Raw genomic sequence first — 15,816 nt, 5'->3', positions numbered from 1 at the left:
CGCCCCGCGGGGTACCGCGGCCGCCCCGCCCCTTCTCGCAGTGTCAGTGACCCGCGCTGTGCGACGCCGACGCGGCGTCCGACGGGTCCGCCGGCTGGCCGGAGCCGCCCGCGGCGGGCGTGGTCGCGCCGCCCGTGGCCGCGCCGCTCGGCGAGCCCGAGGGGGAGCCCGTCGGCGAGCCGGTCGGCGACCCCGTGGGGGCGGCGGGCGTGGGCTTGGCGACCGGGGGCTTGGGCGGCGTGCTGGGGCCGTAGCCCGTGAAGTAGCCGGTCGCCGGCACGACGAACGCCTGGAGCTTCACGTCGCCGGTCTCGCTGAACTTGAAGACGACCTCCTGCACATTGCCGGCGGCCGCGGCCTCGCGGCCGTCCTCGATCACGGCGGAGGCGTTGTCCTTGCCGCCGAGGACGATGTAGCCCTGGGCGGGCACGGAGACCGAGCCGGACTGGCCCTTGGCGGGCGACAGCTTCGCCGTCGTGCCCGTGCCCGGCAGGGTGATGGACTCGATCGTCTCGGCCTTGCTGCCGTTGTTGAAGATCGTGCCGCTGACGACCGCGGGGCCCGGAGCGTCCGCCTTCGGCTGGGTGACCACCGTCGCGTTCTGGATCTTCAGGTCGTCGACCGCGGTGGCGGCGTTGTCCGGCTTGACGCCGAGGGTCTGCGCGTCGTTGCCCGCACCGCATGCGGCGAGCGAGGCGATCGAGAACACGATGGCAGAAGCGGCGAAGACGCCGCGTCGAAGGCTGCGGCTCACGGCGGCGGCATCTCCTTGACGTACGGACAGGTTGTCAGTTCGCGCTTAGGTTACCGAGCACCCGGGTCCGCCCCGCACCCGACCCGCCCCTTCGCGGACGGCGGCCTTCGCGGTCGCCGGCAGCCGCTCGCTCCAAAGGCCGGCGGACCGGGCGTGCGACCACCGTGCTGATCTTGGTATTTCGCGGGCCGTTCACATAACCACAGTGATCAATTTCAGGGGTCGTCACACATTCCCTGCGAATAGCCTTCGTTGATCAATTCGGGATTCGCCGACACTCCGTCCGGACGGGCGGCCGACCGCCGAACGGAGTACGCAAAGTTCACCGCTGGGAACCAGGCAAATCGGGACGTTCGTCCACTTGGGAGGGGGTCGCACTGCGTGTGGCGTGCGTGTTTCCGCCCGCCCGCGTAGCCGCTCCGACCTGCGAATACCCCCCTCCGGAACCCGTCCGCAGCACGTTCGTGTTGCAGTTGTCAAGCCCCGAGATGCGCCCTGACCTGCGAAAACGCCATTCAGAAGAAGCCGTTCTCGTGTTACCCTGGATAGCCACGGAAGGGGTACCTGTCACATGACGTTCAAGGTTGGCGACACCGTGGTCTATCCCCATCACGGGGCCGCGCTGATCGAGGCCATCGAAACTCGCCAGATCAAAGGCGTGGACAAGACCTACTTGGTGCTCAAGGTCGCCCAGGGCGACTTGACGGTTCGCGTGCCAGCGGACAATGCGGAGTTCGTCGGCGTACGCGATGTGGTTGGTCAGGACGGGCTCGACCGGGTCTTCGAGGTGCTTCGCGCACCGTATGCCGAAGAGCCGACGAACTGGTCCCGTCGCTACAAGGCAAATCTCGAGAAGCTCGCCTCGGGCGATGTCATCAAGGTCGCGGAAGTCGTGCGCGACCTGTGGCGTCGTGAGCGCGAGCGCGGGCTCTCCGCAGGTGAGAAGCGGATGCTCGCCAAGGCGCGCCAGATCCTGGTGAGCGAGCTCGCCCTCGCGGAGAACACCAACGAAGACAAGGCCGAGGCCCTGCTCGACGAGGTCCTCGCGTCCTGACGACGCACCAGCGTTGATCACGTCGGATCATATGCCGCGGTGCCCGCTGACAAGCTGTGAGAACAGTCCTGTCGCCGGGCGCTGCGGCATGTTCGTCCTCCGGCTCGCCCGGCCCTGAGGCCGCGCGGTCCTGAGAATGTCCCCAGGTGCCAATGTCCAGGCGCCTGAGAGTGTCCAGTTGTGAGAGTGCCCGCATCCCGCCGGCGCACTCGCGTCGTACTGAGGAGTCGTACCGCGCACTGGGCGCGACTGAACCGCGCCTGACACGCCGACTGAGATCCCCCGCCGACTTCGAACGAACCGACCCCGAACCCCGCTGACTTTCCCCCTGCCGATGGCCAACGCCGGTCCCACGTGGCCTACTTGGTGTGCCGGGCCCGGGCGGCTGGCGCAGACCAGTTGTCACGGAAGGGTCCGGTCAAGGCGTCGCGCCCGGCACACCCCCAACCTACGGTCGGGGGTACTCCCAGGCCATACCCACGCCGCCCGAGGAAACAAACCTGCCGGAGTGCAACCGATGTCAGACCAATCGCGCCCGTACCGCACCGCAGCCGTGATCCCGGCCGCCGGGCGGGGTGTACGGCTGGGGCCGGGCGCCCCCAAGGCCCTCCGCGCGCTGAGCGGCACGCCCATGCTGATCCACGCGGTACGCGCCATGGCGGCCTCGCGGGCCGTCTCCCTCGTCGTCGTGGTCGCCCCTCCCGAGGGCGCGCCCGAGGTCAAGAACCTCCTCGACGCCCACGCGCTGCCCGAGCGCACCGACTACCTGGTCGTGCCGGGCGGCGAGAGCCGCCAGGAGTCCGTGCGGCTGGGCCTCGACGCGCTCCCGGACGACGTCGACTGCGTCCTCGTCCACGACGCGGCCCGCCCGCTGGTCCCCGTCGACACCGTGGACGCGGTCGTCGAGGCGGTACGGGACGGGGCCCTGGCCGTCGTGCCCGCGCTGCCGCTCGCGGACACCGTCAAACGGGTCGAGCCGCGGCCGGCGGGCGAGCCCGAGCCGGTCGTCGCCACGCCCGAGCGGGCGCTGCTGCGGGCTGTGCAGACCCCGCAGGGCTTCGACCGCGAGACGCTGCTGCGCGCCCATGAGACCGTCACCGAGGACGTCACCGACGACGCGAGCATGGTCGAGCAGCTCGGCCTCCAGGTCGTGGTCGTGCCCGGCCACGAGGAGGCGTTCAAGGTGACCCGTCCGCTCGATCTCGTACTCGCCGAGGCGGTTCTCGCCCGCAGGAGGGCCAACGATGGCTTCTGACGTCCCCAACCTCCCCCTCGTCGGCGTCGGCACCGACGTCCACGCTTTCGAGCGAGGCCGCGAGCTGTGGTGCGCGGGCCTGCTGTGGGACGCCGCCGAGAACGACGGGTACGGCCTCGCCGGCCACTCCGACGGAGACGTCGCCGCGCACGCCGCCTGCGACGCGCTCTTCTCGGCCGCCGGCGTCGGCGACCTGGGCGCGCACTTCGGCACCTCCCGGCCCGAGTGGTCCGGCACCTCGGGCGTCACGCTGCTCGCCGAGGCGGCGCGGATCGTACGAGCCGAGGGCTTTGCGATCGGCAATGTGTCCGTGCAGGTCATCGGCGTACGACCGAAGATCGGCAAGCGCCGCGACGAGGCGCAGAAGGCGCTGAGCGAGGCGGTCGGCGCGCCGGTGTCGGTCTCCGGCACCACGACCGACGGCCTAGGGCTGACGGGCCGCGGCGAGGGCCTGGCGGCCATCGCGACGGCGCTGCTCGTCCGCACGTCCGGCTGAGAAGCGGAGGCGAGCGGTCCCGAGCGGGCTCCCGGACGGGGCCCGGCCCGCGGCCGGCTCGTAGCAAGTCACAAAGTTGTCCCGCGGCCCGGAAGGGTCGCGGGGCACTGGTATCGGGCCACTACCCTTGATGCGTGACTATTCGCCTGTACGACACCAGCGCCCGGCAGATCCGTGACTTCACCCCGCTCGTGCCGGGTTGTGTCTCGATCTACCTGTGCGGCGCCACGGTGCAGGCCGCCCCGCACATCGGGCACATCCGGTCCGGGCTGAACTTCGACATCATGCGCCGCTGGTTCGAGTACCGCGGCTACGACGTGACGTTCATCCGCAACGTGACCGACATCGACGACAAGATCATCACGAAGTCGGGCGAGCAGGGCCGCCCCTGGTGGTCCATCGGGTACGAGAACGAGCGCGCGTTCAACGACGGCTACGACGCCCTCGGCTGCCTCCCGCCCACCTACGAGCCGCGTGCCACGGGCCATGTCACCGAGATGGTCGAGATGATGCGCGGCCTGATCGAGCGCGGCCACGCCTACGAGGCGGACGGCAGCGTCTACTTCGACGTGCGCTCCTGGCCCGAGTACCTGGAGCTCTCCAACCAGGACATCGACGATCTGCGCCAGCCCGACGAGGGCGTGGCGGGCAAGCGCGACCCGCGCGACTTCGCCATGTGGAAGGCGACCAAGCCGGGCGAGCCCAGCTGGGAGACCCCGTGGGGCCGCGGCCGCCCCGGCTGGCACCTGGAGTGCTCGGCGATGGCGCACAAGTACCTCGGCGCCGCCTTCGACGTCCACGGCGGCGGTCTCGACCTGATCTTCCCGCACCACGAGAACGAGATCGCCCAGGCCAAGGCGTACGGCGACGACTTCGCCGCCTTCTGGGTGCACAACGCCTGGGTCACCATGTCCGGCGAGAAGATGTCCAAGTCGCTCGGCAACTCGGTGCTCGTCTCCGAGATGGTCAAGCACTGGCGCCCCATCGTCCTGCGCTACTACCTCGGCACCCCGCACTACCGGTCGATGATCGAGTACAGCGAGGACGCGCTGCGCGAGGCGGAGTCCGCCTTCGCGCGCATCGAGGGCTTCGTCCAGCGCGTGGTGGAGAAGGCGGGGGGCCCCGTCGAGCCCGCCGCCGACGTGCCGCTGGCCTTCGCCGAGGCGATGGACGACGACCTGGGCGTCCCGCAGGCGCTCGCGATCATCCACACCACCGTCCGCCAGGGCAACAGCGCGCTGGCCGCCGACGACAAGGAAGCGGCCGTCGCACGGCTGGCCGAGGTGCGGGCCATGCTCGGCGTCCTCGGCCTCGACCCGCTGGACGAGCACTGGGCCGGCGAGAGCGACCGCGGCGACGACCTGCACGGCGTGGTCGACACCCTGGTGCGTCTGGTGCTCCAGCAGCGCGAGGACGCCCGCGTCCGCAAGGACTGGGCGACGGCCGACGCGATCCGCGACCAGCTGCAGCAGTCCGGGCTGGCCGTCGAGGACGGCCCCGACGGCCCGAGGTGGACGCTCGCCCCTCGCTGACCAGCGACAATGTGCCGCCCGGGCCTCCGGGCGGCACACTTTCTTACGTACGCACGCATTCGAAGCTTCAGGAAACAGGTAGTCATGGCCGGGAACAGCCAGCGCAGGAACCGCCGCACGTCCAACAAGAAGGGCGCGCAGGTCGGCAGCGGTGGCCAGCGACGCCGCGGCCTCGAGGGCAAGGGCCCGACTCCGCCCGCTTCCGCCCGCAAGGGGCACAAGAAGAACCGGATCGCCAACGCCCAGGCCAAGAAGACCGCCGCGCGCCGCCCCGTCGCCCGCCGCGGCGGCAAGGGCACGTCCGAGATGGTCGTCGGCCGCAACCCGGTCTTCGAGGCCCTGCGCGACGGCGTGCCCGCCTCCACGCTCTACGTCCAGCAGTTCATCGACAACGACGAGCGCGTGCGCGAGGCCCTCCAGCTCGCCACCGGCCGCGGCAGCATCAACATCATGGAGGCGCCGCGCCCCGAGCTCGACCGCATGACGAACGGCCTCAACCACCAGGGCCTGGTCCTCCAGGTCCCGCCGTACGAGTACGCGCACCCCGAGGACCTCGCGGCCGCCGCCTTCGACGACGGCGAGGACCCGCTGATCGTCGCCCTCGACGGCGTCACCGACCCGCGCAACCTCGGCGCGGTCGTCCGCTCCGTCTCCGCCTTCGGCGGCCACGGCGTGGTCGTCCCGGAGCGCCGGGCCGCGGGCATGACGGCCGGCGCGTGGAAGACCTCGGCCGGCACCGCCGCCCGCACCCCGGTGGCGCGCGCGACCAATCTGACCCGCGCCCTGGAGTCGTACCAGAAGGCCGGTCTCACGGTCGTCGGCCTCGCGGCGGACGGCGAGCACGAGGTCGGCGACCTGGAGGCGCTCGGCGGCCCGGTCGTCATCGTCGTCGGCAGCGAGGGCAAGGGCCTGTCCCGCCTGGTCGGCGAGACGTGCGACTACCTCGTCCGCATCCCGATGCCGGGCGGCGCGGAGTCCCTGAACGCCGGCGTCGCCGCGGGCGTCGTGCTGTACGAGGCGGCCAAGCGCCGCCCCTGAAAGTGGGCGGAAACCCGGGCGAACAGCACGGTCGGTGCAGCTTGACGGGTCTCGGACAGATCGGGGCCGCCAGGGCAGTGTCCTAAACACAAGTCACTCGGTTAGATGAGTGTGGACACCAGAACGCCCCGCCCAGGGTTCGATGATCAGCCTGCGCTGAGCATGGTCAAGGTCGACTGCGATCCCGCGCAGGTCATCGTGAACCACGCCAGCTTCCGGGTGCAGCTCGCCCAGAGCCCGCGCTCCTCACGCGCCCTGGCGGACACCGCACGGATCCCCGCCGTCGCCGGCGCGCGGACCGCGGTGCGCCGGCGGGCGCCCGTCGTATGGAGCGGGAGGTCGGCGCCGGGAGACGTCGGCGCGACCGGGCTGCTCCAGGCCATGCGCAACTCCTCGTCGGAGCGCCAGGCGTACGACGCGGGCGCCACCCAAGTCATCCCGCGCGTCGGCGTCGACGTGATGGCCGACACCGCGCAGACGCCGGTGGTCGGCCCGCAGGGCTACCCCGGCGCTCCCGACCGGCCGCTGCTGCCGACGATGCGGCAGGCGGTCGGCGCGTACGACACGTACCCCGCCTACGGCCAGGAGTCCTACGAGGAGCCCTACGAGGAGGAGGAGTTCGAGGACCCGCAGGACGGGCGCGGATACGACGGCGACGGGCAGCGGCAGTCCGCCGACGCCGTGCGGCACGCCTACTACCCCGGGCGCCGGATGAACCTCGGGGTGGTGCTGCTGCCGCTGCGGGTGTTCCTCGGCTTCATCTCGATCTACGCCGGCATGGGCAAGCTCTGCGACCCCGTCTACTTCGACGGCGGCGAACGCGGCTCCATGGTGAAGTGGCTCAACTCGCTGCACCCCTGGGGGATGGCCGAGCCGCTGCGCGACTTCGCGCTCTCCCACCCGGTGGGGGCGGGGCTCACGGTGGCCTTCCTCCAGGTCGTCGTCGGCGTGCTGACGGTGCTGGGGCTCTGGCAGCGGGTCGCGGCCGTCTTCGGCGTGCTGCTGTCGGCGGCGCTGCTGCTGACGGTGAGCTGGAAGACCGTCGCTGCGTACGACGCGCCGGACATCATCTACCTCGCCGCCTGGTCCCCGCTGATCATCGCGGGGGCGCCGGTGTACTCCGTGGACGGAAAGCTCGCCGGCGAGGCCTGGCGCAAGCTCGGTCCGCGCTCGGAGCTGTGGGAGCTGCGGCGGCGCGTGCTGCGGCGCGGCAGCGTGGTCTCGGCGGTCGTGGTCGGCCTGACGCTGCTGATCGGCTCGGTGCTCGGCGGCGCGGTGCGCTCCACGGACATGGTGACGGTGCCCGGGCCCAACCAGGACCCGACCAACCATCTGCCCGGATCCCCGCTGCCCAAGGAGCCGGGCGCGTCCAGCTCCGGCTCCGCGAGCGCCAGTGCCGAGGACGAGAAGCCGTCGCCGTCCGCGTCGACCAGCTCCAGCGCCCCGCCGGCGGAGAAGTCCACGCCCTCCGGCGGCACGGTCCGCGAGACGGGCCGTGTGGGCGTCGGAGCGCCCAGCCAGACCCAGGGGACGGGTCAGCAGCCTCCCGGCCAGCCCGCGCCCGTCCAGCCCCCCTCCAGCAGCTCTGGGCCCACCTCCACCGGCGGGACCGGCAGCGGCGGCTCGTCGGGCGGCTCCGACGGCGGCTCGGGCGGCAGCGGCGGCGGTGGCGGAGGCTCGTCGAGCGGCGGCTCGGGCGGCGGCCGGGTGATCGGCGGCCTGCTGGGCTGAGCGGCACGGGTCAGGACGAGACTGGGGCGGCCACCGGGAATCCGGTGGCCGCCCCAGTCTTGTGCGTGCGTCTCGTGCGCGCTGCCGGCAGACGGGCGCCCTTGGCTGCTCGTGCGTGGCCTCGTGTGTGCTGCTCTGGCAGACGGGCCTCAACGAGCCTGTGCGTCGAGCTCCTTGGCCGCCTCGGTGAGGTCCTTGGCGGTGTCGATGGCCCGCCAGTACGCGCCGTTGGGCAGCGGGAAGCCGGCCAGCCTGCGCTCGCGGGCGAGGCGGGGGAACGTGGTGCGCTCATGGTCGCCCTGGTCGGGCAGGAGAGCGGGGAAAGCCGCGGAGAAGACGTACACGCCGGCGTTGATGAGGTACGGCGACGGCGGGGACTCGATGAAGTCCGTGATGTGGCCGAAGGCGTCCGTCTCGACGGCGCCCCACGGGATCCGGGGGCGGGCGAGGGCGAGGGTGGCGATGGCGTCGCGCTCGGCGTGGAAGGCCGCCATCTCGCGCAGCGAGAACCGGGTCCAGATGTCGCCGTTGGTGGCGTACCAGGGCTGGTCCGGGTTGGGCAGGCGGGCGGCGGCGTACTTGAGGCCGCCGCCGCGGCCGAGCGGCTCCGTCTCGACGACGGTGGTGACGCGCAGCGGCAGCACGGCGCTGTCGAGCCACTCCTGGAGGACCTCGGCGAGGTGGCCGCAGGAGACGACCGCGTCGGTCACGCCCTCGTCGGCCAGCCAGGCAAGCTGATGGCCGATGATCGGGGTCCCGGTCCCCGGGATCTCGACCATCGGCTTGGGGCGGTCGTCGGTGTACGGGCGCAGCCGCGAGCCCTGGCCGCCCGCCAGGACCACGGCCTGCGTCGGATACGTAGGCGTATGCATGCCGTGAACGATATGCGGCGCGGGCTCGGGGCCCGCGGTCAGCTCCCCTGGGTCTGCTGCGCGACGCCGGTGGCGAAGGCCGTGTCGCAGACGGGCCGGGAGTAGGACTGGGCGCGGGCGGGCCCGAAGCGCTCGACGGCGGCGGCGCCGAGGGCGCGGGCGATCGACACGCAGTACTTGGCGAGCGAGGGCTTCTCCTCGACGGCGCGCTGGAGGCCGGTGAGGGCGACGCCCGGGTTCTTCTCCTGGAGTTCGGTCAGAAGCCGGTCGCGGAGAATGTCCTGGGCGGCGCGGGGCTTGGCGCGTACGGAGACGTTCTCCGAGGACGCGGTGAGGATCTGCGACTCGGTTTTCGGCCCTGCCCACGGGACGCTGGTGACCGCGAGGGTTCCGGAGAGCACCAGGACGACGGGCAGAACGAGGGCGAGAGTGCGGCCGATTCGGCGTGCTGTGTGGGTCACGCGAGCGAGCGTAGCGGTCAGTGATGATTTGGCGACATTTAGTCACTCGTGCGGGGGATGGTTCGACGAACCTTTTCGAAAGGGGCGTTGACGCCACGGGAGCGAAATGCCCGATCTGCCGGGGTATTTGTCGACATACGAAGAACGGCCCCGCGCGCTGAGGCGCGGGGCCGTCGTCGAACTCGGGGCCGGGCTCGGCCCGTCAGTCGGTGAGGCGCTCGCCCGTCGAGGTCGAGAAGACGTGCATCTCGCCCGGCCGCGGCACGACGTGCAGCTCGGCGCCCTTGGCCGGGACGGAGCGGCCGCCGACGCGGACGACGAGGTCCTTGTGCTCGCCGCCGACCTGGGCGGAGCCGTACACGTACCCGTCGGCGCCGAGCTCCTCGACGACGTTCACGGAGACGGCGAGACCGGCCGGGGCGTCCTCGGCGGCCTTGGAGAGCGAGGCGGACGCCGCGCCGTTGAGCTCGACCACGTCGAAGTGCTCGGGGCGGACGCCGACGGTGACCGTGGTGTCGCCCTTGTCGGCGGCGGCGCTCAGGGCCTCGCGCGAGACGGGGACGACGCTGTTGCCGAACTTCACGCCGCCGTCGGCGATCGGGACCTCGACGAGGTTCATGGCGGGGGAGCCGATGAAGCCGGCGACGAAGAGGTTGGCGGGCCGGTCGTACATGTTGCGCGGCGAGTCGACCTGCTGGAGCAGACCGTCCTTGAGGACCGCGACGCGGTCGCCCATGGTCATGGCCTCGACCTGGTCGTGGGTGACGTAGACCGTGGTGATGCCGAGACGGCGCTGGAGCGAGGCGATCTGCGTACGGGTGGAGACGCGGAGCTTGGCGTCGAGGTTCGACAGCGGCTCGTCCATGAGGAAGACCTGCGGCTCACGGACGATCGCACGCCCCATCGCCACCCGCTGGCGCTGACCGCCGGAGAGGGCCTTGGGCTTCCGGTCGAGGTACTCGGTGAGGTCGAGGATCTTCGCGGCCTCTTCGACCTTCTTGCGGATCTCGCTCTTGTTGACGCCGGCGATCTTCAGGGCGAAGCCCATGTTGTCGGCGACGGACATGTGCGGGTAGAGCGCGTAGTTCTGGAACACCATGGCGATGTCCCGGTCCTTGGGCGGCAGGTGGGTGACGTCGCGGTCGCCGATCCGGATGGATCCGCCGTTGACGTCCTCGAGACCGGCGAGCATGCGCAGGGAGGTCGACTTGCCGCAGCCGGAGGGGCCGACGAGTACGAGGAATTCGCCGTCCTCGGTCTCGATCTCGAGCTGATCGACGGCGGGCTTCTCGGAGCCCGGGTAGATCCGGGTCGCCTTGTCGAACGTGACAGTGGCCATGGTGATGTAGCTCCTTCACCGGCAGGAACGTGCCGGACGATCCGAGTAAGGGAGTGGTGTAGTCCACCGGGGGTAGACCTGCCGTGACGCTACCTGGCGATGTCCGTTCTGTCAGTAGCCGGTGGGCGATGAAATTTTCGAGCGGGCGGCGGGCCGGGTCCGGTTAGACTGCTGCGGACGCGCCTCCTTAGCTCAGCTGGCCAGAGCAACGCACTTGTAATGCGTAGGTCGTCGGTTCGAATCCGACAGGGGGCTCTAGAGGAACCCTAGGACTCACTCGCCGTGACCTGGGGTTTTTCTTATGCCCTGATCAAGCGGGAGAGGAACGCGATGATCTTCGTACCCCCCTGCGTGCCCATTGCGTGCCCAATCTGCTGGGCAGGAATCGGTGCGGCCTCGGCGTTCGCGGGCTCGACCTCGACCTCAGTGTCGACCGCGACGGGCCGCCGCACGGCCCCCCTCGGCACCAGGGCGGCCGTCGCCTCGGCGGCGTCGCGCGCGGCCTTGGGCATGACCGACTGGTAGATGTCCCGAGTGATCCGGCTGTCACTGTGGCCGAGCGTCTCGGACACGATTTTGACGTCGACGCCGGCGGCCAGCATGAGCGAGGCCGCGACGTGCCGCAGGTCGTGCAGCCGGATCGGTGGCAGACCGGACGCCTCGACGAGCCGCTCGAAGGTGTCGGTCAGGGTGCCGGGGTGCAGCCATGATCCGTCTTCCTGCGTGAACATGCGGCCGGTGTCGGTCCATGCCTCGCCCCATTCGAGACGCTCGGCCCCCTGCTTGATCCGGTGCGCCTCCAGCACCTCGGCGGTGTACTCGTCGAGCGAGATGACCCGCTCGCCGCTGTCGGTCTTGGGCGCTGACTCGACGACTTCCCAACCGTCCTGCACGAGCTGTGTCGCGACGGTGAGCTCGTCTGTGGTGGTGTTGTGGTCGGACCACCGGACGCCGCACGCCTCGCCACGGCGCAGACCTCGGAACGTGATCAGGTGGAACAGCGGCAGCAGCCGGTGCCGGAACTCGGCGAGGAAGTCGAGGAAGTGGCCCGCCTGCTCGGGCGTCCACACCATGACGGCGCTCGGCTTGTCGCCGGTCCGCTCCCACTCGGCGATGCGCTCGTCGGTCCACACCATGGCCTTTGGGCGCTTGGCGGGACCAAGCTCGACATGCTGCGCGGCGTTGAACGTGATCGAGCCTCGGGCTATCGCCGTGTTCAGTGCAGCCCGCAGGGTCGCCCTGATGTGCTGCTGCGTCGAGGGACCGGTGATTCGCCGGAACGGCTTCATCGCGTCGATTGCCTCTCGCATGGCCTTACGCCGTGCGCGGTTCTCTCCTCCCTTCCGCGGGATCGTCTTGAGCTCGGCAACCGCAGCGCGGCGGGTGGCGTTCGCCTCGGTGATCTCGATGTTCGTCTCGGCGATGCCCTCGAACATGGCGTCGAGGTGCGGCACGGTGAGGCGGTCGAGCCGGATGTGACCGATCCGGGGGCGCAGATGGCATCGGATGTCGAGCTCGTACCGGTCGCGTCCGCTCTTGCGCAGCGCCTTCTTGCCGGCGAGCCACAGGTCGAGCCACTCGGCGACAGTCATGTGCTGGGTGAGCGACTGCCCGGTGCCGAACTTGCGCTTTGTCTCGTCGTAGTCGGGGATCGCTTCCTTGGCAGCGCCGACGGATTCGAGCAGGTCCCCGATGCGGGCGCGGCCGTCCTTGTCGTCCTTGTCGGCGATGTTCAGCAGGGCGCGAACCTTGTCGAGGTCTGCCTGCGCCTCGGTCTGCGTGTCGTATCCAGCGCGGCGGAAGAGTCGGCGATCGCCGTCCTTGGTCGGCGGCAGTTCCTGCCGGATCGACCACACGCCGTGTGCGCGCTGCTTGAGCTTGGGGCAGGAGCTGCCCAGCGGCTTGCCGTCCTTGCGGCGGCAGTAGCAGCGTTTCGTCGTTGTGCCTTTCGCGGTCACTCAATACCTCTCGGGTTGATCTGGTCTGGGTGGTCGAGCAGGTCGAGCCGTTTCAAGTCCTCGGTCAACTCGGTTGGTAGGTCGGGGACGGTGAGGCTCGCTTGGTGCATGTCGTTGACGGTCTGCGCGAGCTCCTCGAGGCGGTCTAGGTAATCGGTCTGTGCGGATGGGGCGAGCGCGGCGCGTAGCCGGGCCTTGTGGGCCGTTTCGCGGCGCCGTGCGAGTTCGGGGTACAGCGAGGCCGGATAGGCCGCTGTGGCCCATGCGGCGGCCCACGTCTGCCCGGTTCCGGCGATCTGCCGGGAGTCGGGGACGTACCGCCCGTCGATCGGGCCGTCGAGCGTTGGCGTTGCCTCGCCGGTCATCCACTGCCACACCGTGTACGGGTCGCGCGCGTCGGCGGACGGGACGGTGGGCACGGCCTGCTCGCTTCCGAGGGGGAGCAGCAGGAGCAGCGGAGGAGTGGCGAGCGCGAGGCCGAACACGAGCAGCTCGTCGACGGTCACCGGACGGCGCTTCTTGCTCTTGCCGTCCGCGCGCCCGGTCTCGATGGTGACGATCACGGCGTACGTGATGTCGGGGCGCCCGAGGCGCGCGCATTCGGCGGCGAGCTCGTGCCTGTTCATGCCGAGGCGCTCGCGGTGTCGGCGGATCTGCGAGGCGAGGAGGTCGCCCGCCGTGTGGTGACTGTGCATATTGCAAAACTAACTTTGTTAGTTGCAAAGCGCCAGTCTTGATCGTACGTTGCTGATCTAGGCACTACTCGGCACCAACAGGCCGTCGTGCACACCGATGTCGCAGGGGGCAGATGATGGGCACCACAGAGCAGGGGATGACACACGACGAGCTGATGACGCTTCCCGTCGCGGTCCCTCTGGAGACCGCGAACAGGGCGCTGCACCTCGGCCGGACGACTGGATATCACCTTGCCCGGACAGGCCGGTACCCGGTGCGAGTCCTGCGCCACGGGCGCGCGTACAAGGTGTCGCGGTACGACCTGCACCGGCACCTCGGCGTCGCGGCGGAAGTGCCCTCAGACCGCGAGTTGTAGCTCGAAAGGACTCCGCCCGCCGGGCCTCGGGGGAGGGGCGCCGACGGGCGGAGGGCTATGCGGCTTGCACGCGCCAGTAGGTCACCCAGTCGTGAGCGAGATGGCCAATCGCGCCGGGAGCGGGCCGGCGGCGGCATGCCGTGTTTGGCCTTGCTAGATGGGCAGTGCCCAGCTCGGCCCGTTGGGTTCGCCGAGCCAGACCCGTTGAGTGTCCGATGTGATCGTCACTCCGAACTCGGACAGGTGCGGCGAGCCTTGGCTCTCCCACAACGCGATGGAGTCCTCGACCGCGTTCCAGAGCTTGATCGGTCCGCGCTGGATGACTGTCCACCCGTCGCCATGGTCCGCCCGGCGCGTCCGTGCCTGCGAGCCGGTGGCGACGTCGAGCAGGATCTGCTCGGCCCCGGCGCCGAGGCGCTCGGCCGAGGGCGCGGCGAGCTGTGCGACGAATCGACCAGTCCAGTCGTCGAGCAGAGCAGGGTCGATCCGGCTCGGACGTTCGTCCCCGGGCAGCAGCTCGAACGGTCCGTGCGGCGGCCGATCGTGGGGACGGGCGATCATGAACGAGGTGTATCCGGGCAGGAAGCGGCCCTCCGCGACGCCGTCCGTCTCGACCGCGAGGCGAGCGAGGCCGTGTGCGACTCCCCACCCCGCGAGGGTGACGAGCAGGGTTCCCCCGACCTCGATCTGCTGTAGCAGGCCGTAGGGGACGTGTCGCATCGAACAGAACGCGATCACGATGTCGTACGGGGCCCGGTCGGGGTAGCCGCGTAGGCCGTCGGCGGTGATGAGCGTCGGGGCGTAGCCGGCCTCGGCGAGGGCCTTTCGAGCCCGTTCTGCTGCGGCGGCGTCGGTCTCGATCGAGGTCACGTGGTCCTCGCCGGCCACCTCGCAGACGTAGGCGGTCGAGAGGCCCGTTCCGGCGCCGACGATCAGCACGCGTTTTCCCCGGGTGACGCCCGCCTGCTCGATCATCCAGAGAATGACACTGGGCAGGGTCGAGGACGAGGTCGGACTACCTCCAGTGACGGGGCCGGCGGCGTCCTCGGCGAGCACGCCGTCGAGTTGAGTCACCCATGTCTGATCTTGATAGGTGAGGCGCAGCCATTCGTCGGTGGGGGTGTCGTCGCGGCGGGTGGGGGTCCAGACCGTGACGCCCGGGGGGCTGCTCGGCTTGTAGATCGCGGGGCCGAGGAACAACTCACGAGGGACGGTCTCGGCTGCGCGTCGCACCTCGGCGTCGTGCACCACGCCGTCGGCGACGAGCTGCTCGACGAGTCGGCGGCGTAGCGCGGCGGCGGTTTCATTGGTCATGCGGGGTGCCCTTCTGGAGGGTGTCGGCGAGTGCGCTCGCGATGGCACGGGTTGTGGGTTCGTCGACGAACGCCCACTGCCCGTTCGGGTTGCATTCGAGGAACCACCATTGACCGTCCGAGTCGAGGGCGAAGTCGAAAGCGCCGAAGCTGAGTCCGAACGCGTGAAGGAACGCGCGTACAGCCTCGCGAACGGAACAGGGGACCGAGATCGGGGAGCAGGTGATCAGGCTTTGGTCTTGGCGCCAATCGAGGTGGTCGCCGTCGGTGTCGATCCGGGTCGCGAACGCGTCATCCCCGATGGCGGCGAGACGGATGTCGGCGATCTTCGGCACGCAGGCTTGGAAGAGATGGGGACACAGGGCGATCGAGTCGTCGAGCTCGTCAGCTTGGAGGGTGCGCACCCAAACGGTTCGGTTCTGTCCGTCCTCGCCAGCGAGGTGTACGCGATGAACGGGCTTGTAGATCACGGTTCCGTGGTCGGCCGCGAACTTCCGGGCGTCCGCCGGCACGTTCGTGATCAGGGTGTCGGGGAGCGTGAATCCGAGGCGTGCGGCGGTGGCGAGCTGTTGCGCCTTGTTCTCGGCATCGCGGTTCCGTGATGGGTGGTTGACGTACAACGCCCCGGGGAGCGCGGTCAGGGCCCCTATGTAGCCTCGGCGCGATTGCTCGACCCCGAACCGTTGCTCGGGAGTCTCGGACGCCTGCGGGTCGCTGAAGGGGCTCGGGCGGCGCCAGTAGACAGAGCGGACGTCGGACAGGTTGAGGTGCCGAGTCGAGGTGGTGAGATCCCCGGTGAAGGCGCCCCGTTCGATCCGAGCGCTCATGCTGGCGGTGTTTGGGAAGTCGGTGCCGGGGTCGAGCCGTACGGCCGGGACACCCCGGCCGCACAGCTCGTCCAACACCAGATCCGCCGTGATGTCACCGAGCGCGGTGACGACGAGAACCGGTCCATCGGCCAT

At 70.3% G+C, this 15,816-nt stretch carries 15 protein-coding genes and 1 tRNA gene; 8 read left to right on the top strand and 8 right to left on the bottom strand.

The genetic code is table 11. From position 1 onward, the window contains the following. Positions 1 to 43 precede the first annotated feature (43 nt). Positions 44 to 754 carry a DUF461 domain-containing protein gene (locus tag AB0M39_RS12720; RefSeq protein WP_365363217.1) on the bottom strand — a complete coding sequence of 237 codons (711 nt, stop codon included), beginning with the start codon at positions 752 to 754 and terminating at the stop codon, positions 44 to 46. A 571-nt stretch (positions 755 to 1,325) separates the two neighbouring features. Between AB0M39_RS12720 and AB0M39_RS12715 the strand changes: the two genes are divergently transcribed. From AB0M39_RS12715 to AB0M39_RS12690, 6 genes are all read left to right on the top strand, one after another. Continuing rightward, entirely contained in the window at positions 1,326 to 1,808 is a 483-nt protein-coding gene (locus tag AB0M39_RS12715; protein WP_003953493.1) for a CarD family transcriptional regulator, read from the top strand. 517 nt (positions 1,809 to 2,325) lie between these two features. Then, positions 2,326 to 3,063: a 2-C-methyl-D-erythritol 4-phosphate cytidylyltransferase gene (gene ispD / locus AB0M39_RS12710; protein ID WP_365363214.1), complete on the top strand. Its 738-nt coding sequence runs from the start codon at positions 2,326 to 2,328 to the stop codon at positions 3,061 to 3,063. After that, the gene (ispF, locus tag AB0M39_RS12705; protein ID WP_365363212.1) at positions 3,053 to 3,559 is read left to right on the top strand and encodes a 2-C-methyl-D-erythritol 2,4-cyclodiphosphate synthase; all 507 of its coding nucleotides are present in this window, start codon (positions 3,053 to 3,055) and stop codon (positions 3,557 to 3,559) included. The genes ispD and ispF overlap by 11 nt, the downstream gene beginning before the upstream one ends. A 134-nt stretch (positions 3,560 to 3,693) precedes the next feature. Continuing rightward, positions 3,694 to 5,091, top strand: a complete 1,398-nt coding sequence (gene cysS, locus AB0M39_RS12700) for a cysteine--tRNA ligase (RefSeq protein WP_365363209.1) — start codon at positions 3,694 to 3,696, stop codon at positions 5,089 to 5,091. Between the two features lie 84 nt (positions 5,092 to 5,175). Further along, positions 5,176 to 6,129 (top strand): 23S rRNA (guanosine(2251)-2'-O)-methyltransferase RlmB, encoded by a 954-nt coding sequence (gene rlmB, locus AB0M39_RS12695; protein WP_365363206.1) that lies wholly within the window; start codon positions 5,176 to 5,178, stop codon positions 6,127 to 6,129. Positions 6,130 to 6,291: 162 nt separating this feature from the next. Further along, the gene (locus AB0M39_RS12690) at positions 6,292 to 7,860 is read left to right on the top strand and encodes a DoxX family membrane protein (RefSeq protein ID WP_365363204.1); all 1,569 of its coding nucleotides are present in this window, start codon (positions 6,292 to 6,294) and stop codon (positions 7,858 to 7,860) included. A 149-nt stretch (positions 7,861 to 8,009) separates the two neighbouring features. Here AB0M39_RS12690 and AB0M39_RS12685 read toward each other — a convergent pair whose 3' ends face one another. From AB0M39_RS12685 to ugpC, 3 genes are all read right to left on the bottom strand, one after another. Continuing rightward, positions 8,010 to 8,732, bottom strand: a complete 723-nt coding sequence (locus AB0M39_RS12685) for a nucleotidyltransferase family protein (protein WP_365363202.1) — start codon at positions 8,730 to 8,732, stop codon at positions 8,010 to 8,012. Positions 8,733 to 8,770: 38 nt separating this feature from the next. Then, positions 8,771 to 9,193, bottom strand: coding sequence for a hypothetical protein (locus AB0M39_RS12680; RefSeq protein WP_365363200.1), 423 nt, complete (start codon positions 9,191 to 9,193; stop codon positions 8,771 to 8,773). 202 nt (positions 9,194 to 9,395) lie between these two features. Next, positions 9,396 to 10,532: a sn-glycerol-3-phosphate ABC transporter ATP-binding protein UgpC gene (gene ugpC, locus AB0M39_RS12675; protein ID WP_365363198.1), complete on the bottom strand. Its 1,137-nt coding sequence runs from the start codon at positions 10,530 to 10,532 to the stop codon at positions 9,396 to 9,398. A 181-nt stretch (positions 10,533 to 10,713) separates the two neighbouring features. On the opposite strand from ugpC, the gene AB0M39_RS12670 reads away from it, so the two are divergent. Further along, positions 10,714 to 10,787 (top strand) — tRNA-Thr (locus AB0M39_RS12670). A gap of 44 nt (positions 10,788 to 10,831) precedes the next feature. Here the strand turns inward: AB0M39_RS12670 and AB0M39_RS12665 are convergent. Next, positions 10,832 to 12,490, bottom strand: coding sequence for a tyrosine-type recombinase/integrase (locus AB0M39_RS12665; RefSeq protein ID WP_365363196.1), 1,659 nt, complete (start codon positions 12,488 to 12,490; stop codon positions 10,832 to 10,834). Beyond that, the gene (locus AB0M39_RS12660) at positions 12,487 to 13,185 is read right to left on the bottom strand and encodes a hypothetical protein (RefSeq protein ID WP_365363194.1); all 699 of its coding nucleotides are present in this window, start codon (positions 13,183 to 13,185) and stop codon (positions 12,487 to 12,489) included. The genes AB0M39_RS12665 and AB0M39_RS12660 overlap by 4 nt, the downstream gene beginning before the upstream one ends. A 137-nt stretch (positions 13,186 to 13,322) precedes the next feature. On the opposite strand from AB0M39_RS12660, the gene AB0M39_RS12655 reads away from it, so the two are divergent. Beyond that, entirely contained in the window at positions 13,323 to 13,541 is a 219-nt protein-coding gene (locus AB0M39_RS12655) for an integrase (protein WP_365363192.1), read from the top strand. 153 nt (positions 13,542 to 13,694) lie between these two features. Here AB0M39_RS12655 and tgmC read toward each other — a convergent pair whose 3' ends face one another. Further along, a complete protein-coding gene (gene tgmC, locus AB0M39_RS12650; protein ID WP_365363191.1) occupies positions 13,695 to 14,855 on the bottom strand; it encodes an ATP-grasp peptide maturase system methyltransferase in 1,161 nt (386 codons plus the stop codon). Continuing rightward, positions 14,845 to 15,816 carry an ATP-grasp ribosomal peptide maturase gene (gene tgmB, locus AB0M39_RS12645; protein WP_365363189.1) on the bottom strand — a complete coding sequence of 324 codons (972 nt, stop codon included), beginning with the start codon at positions 15,814 to 15,816 and terminating at the stop codon, positions 14,845 to 14,847. Before tgmB ends, tgmC begins: the two co-directional genes overlap by 11 nt.

This window comes from Streptomyces sp. NPDC051907 (genome assembly GCF_040681075.1).
In the GTDB taxonomy this organism is placed as follows: Bacteria; Actinomycetota; Actinomycetes; order Streptomycetales; family Streptomycetaceae; genus Streptomyces.
This window is presented reverse-complemented; position numbering and strand designations above follow the sequence as displayed.

What these genes read in the sequence shown, in the direction of transcription:
- AB0M39_RS12715 (WP_003953493.1), top strand. Translation starts at nt 1,326, where the DNA reads ATGACGTTCAAGGTTGGCGACACCGTGGTCTATCCCCATCACGGGGCC.
- ispD (WP_365363214.1), top strand. Translation starts at nt 2,326, where the DNA reads ATGTCAGACCAATCGCGCCCGTACCGCACCGCAGCCGTGATCCCGGCC.
- ispF (WP_365363212.1), top strand. Translation starts at nt 3,053, where the DNA reads ATGGCTTCTGACGTCCCCAACCTCCCCCTCGTCGGCGTCGGCACCGAC.
- rlmB (WP_365363206.1), top strand. Translation starts at nt 5,176, where the DNA reads ATGGCCGGGAACAGCCAGCGCAGGAACCGCCGCACGTCCAACAAGAAG.
- AB0M39_RS12690 (WP_365363204.1), top strand. Translation starts at nt 6,292, where the DNA reads ATGGTCAAGGTCGACTGCGATCCCGCGCAGGTCATCGTGAACCACGCC.
- AB0M39_RS12685 (WP_365363202.1), bottom strand. Translation starts at nt 8,732, where the DNA reads ATGCATACGCCTACGTATCCGACGCAGGCCGTGGTCCTGGCGGGCGGC.
- ugpC (WP_365363198.1), bottom strand. Translation starts at nt 10,532, where the DNA reads ATGGCCACTGTCACGTTCGACAAGGCGACCCGGATCTACCCGGGCTCC.
- AB0M39_RS12660 (WP_365363194.1), bottom strand. Translation starts at nt 13,185, where the DNA reads ATGCACAGTCACCACACGGCGGGCGACCTCCTCGCCTCGCAGATCCGC.
- AB0M39_RS12655 (WP_365363192.1), top strand. Translation starts at nt 13,323, where the DNA reads ATGACACACGACGAGCTGATGACGCTTCCCGTCGCGGTCCCTCTGGAG.
- tgmC (WP_365363191.1), bottom strand. Translation starts at nt 14,855, where the DNA reads ATGACCAATGAAACCGCCGCCGCGCTACGCCGCCGACTCGTCGAGCAG.
- tgmB (WP_365363189.1), bottom strand. Translation starts at nt 15,816, where the DNA reads ATGGCCGATGGACCGGTTCTCGTCGTCACCGCGCTCGGTGACATCACG.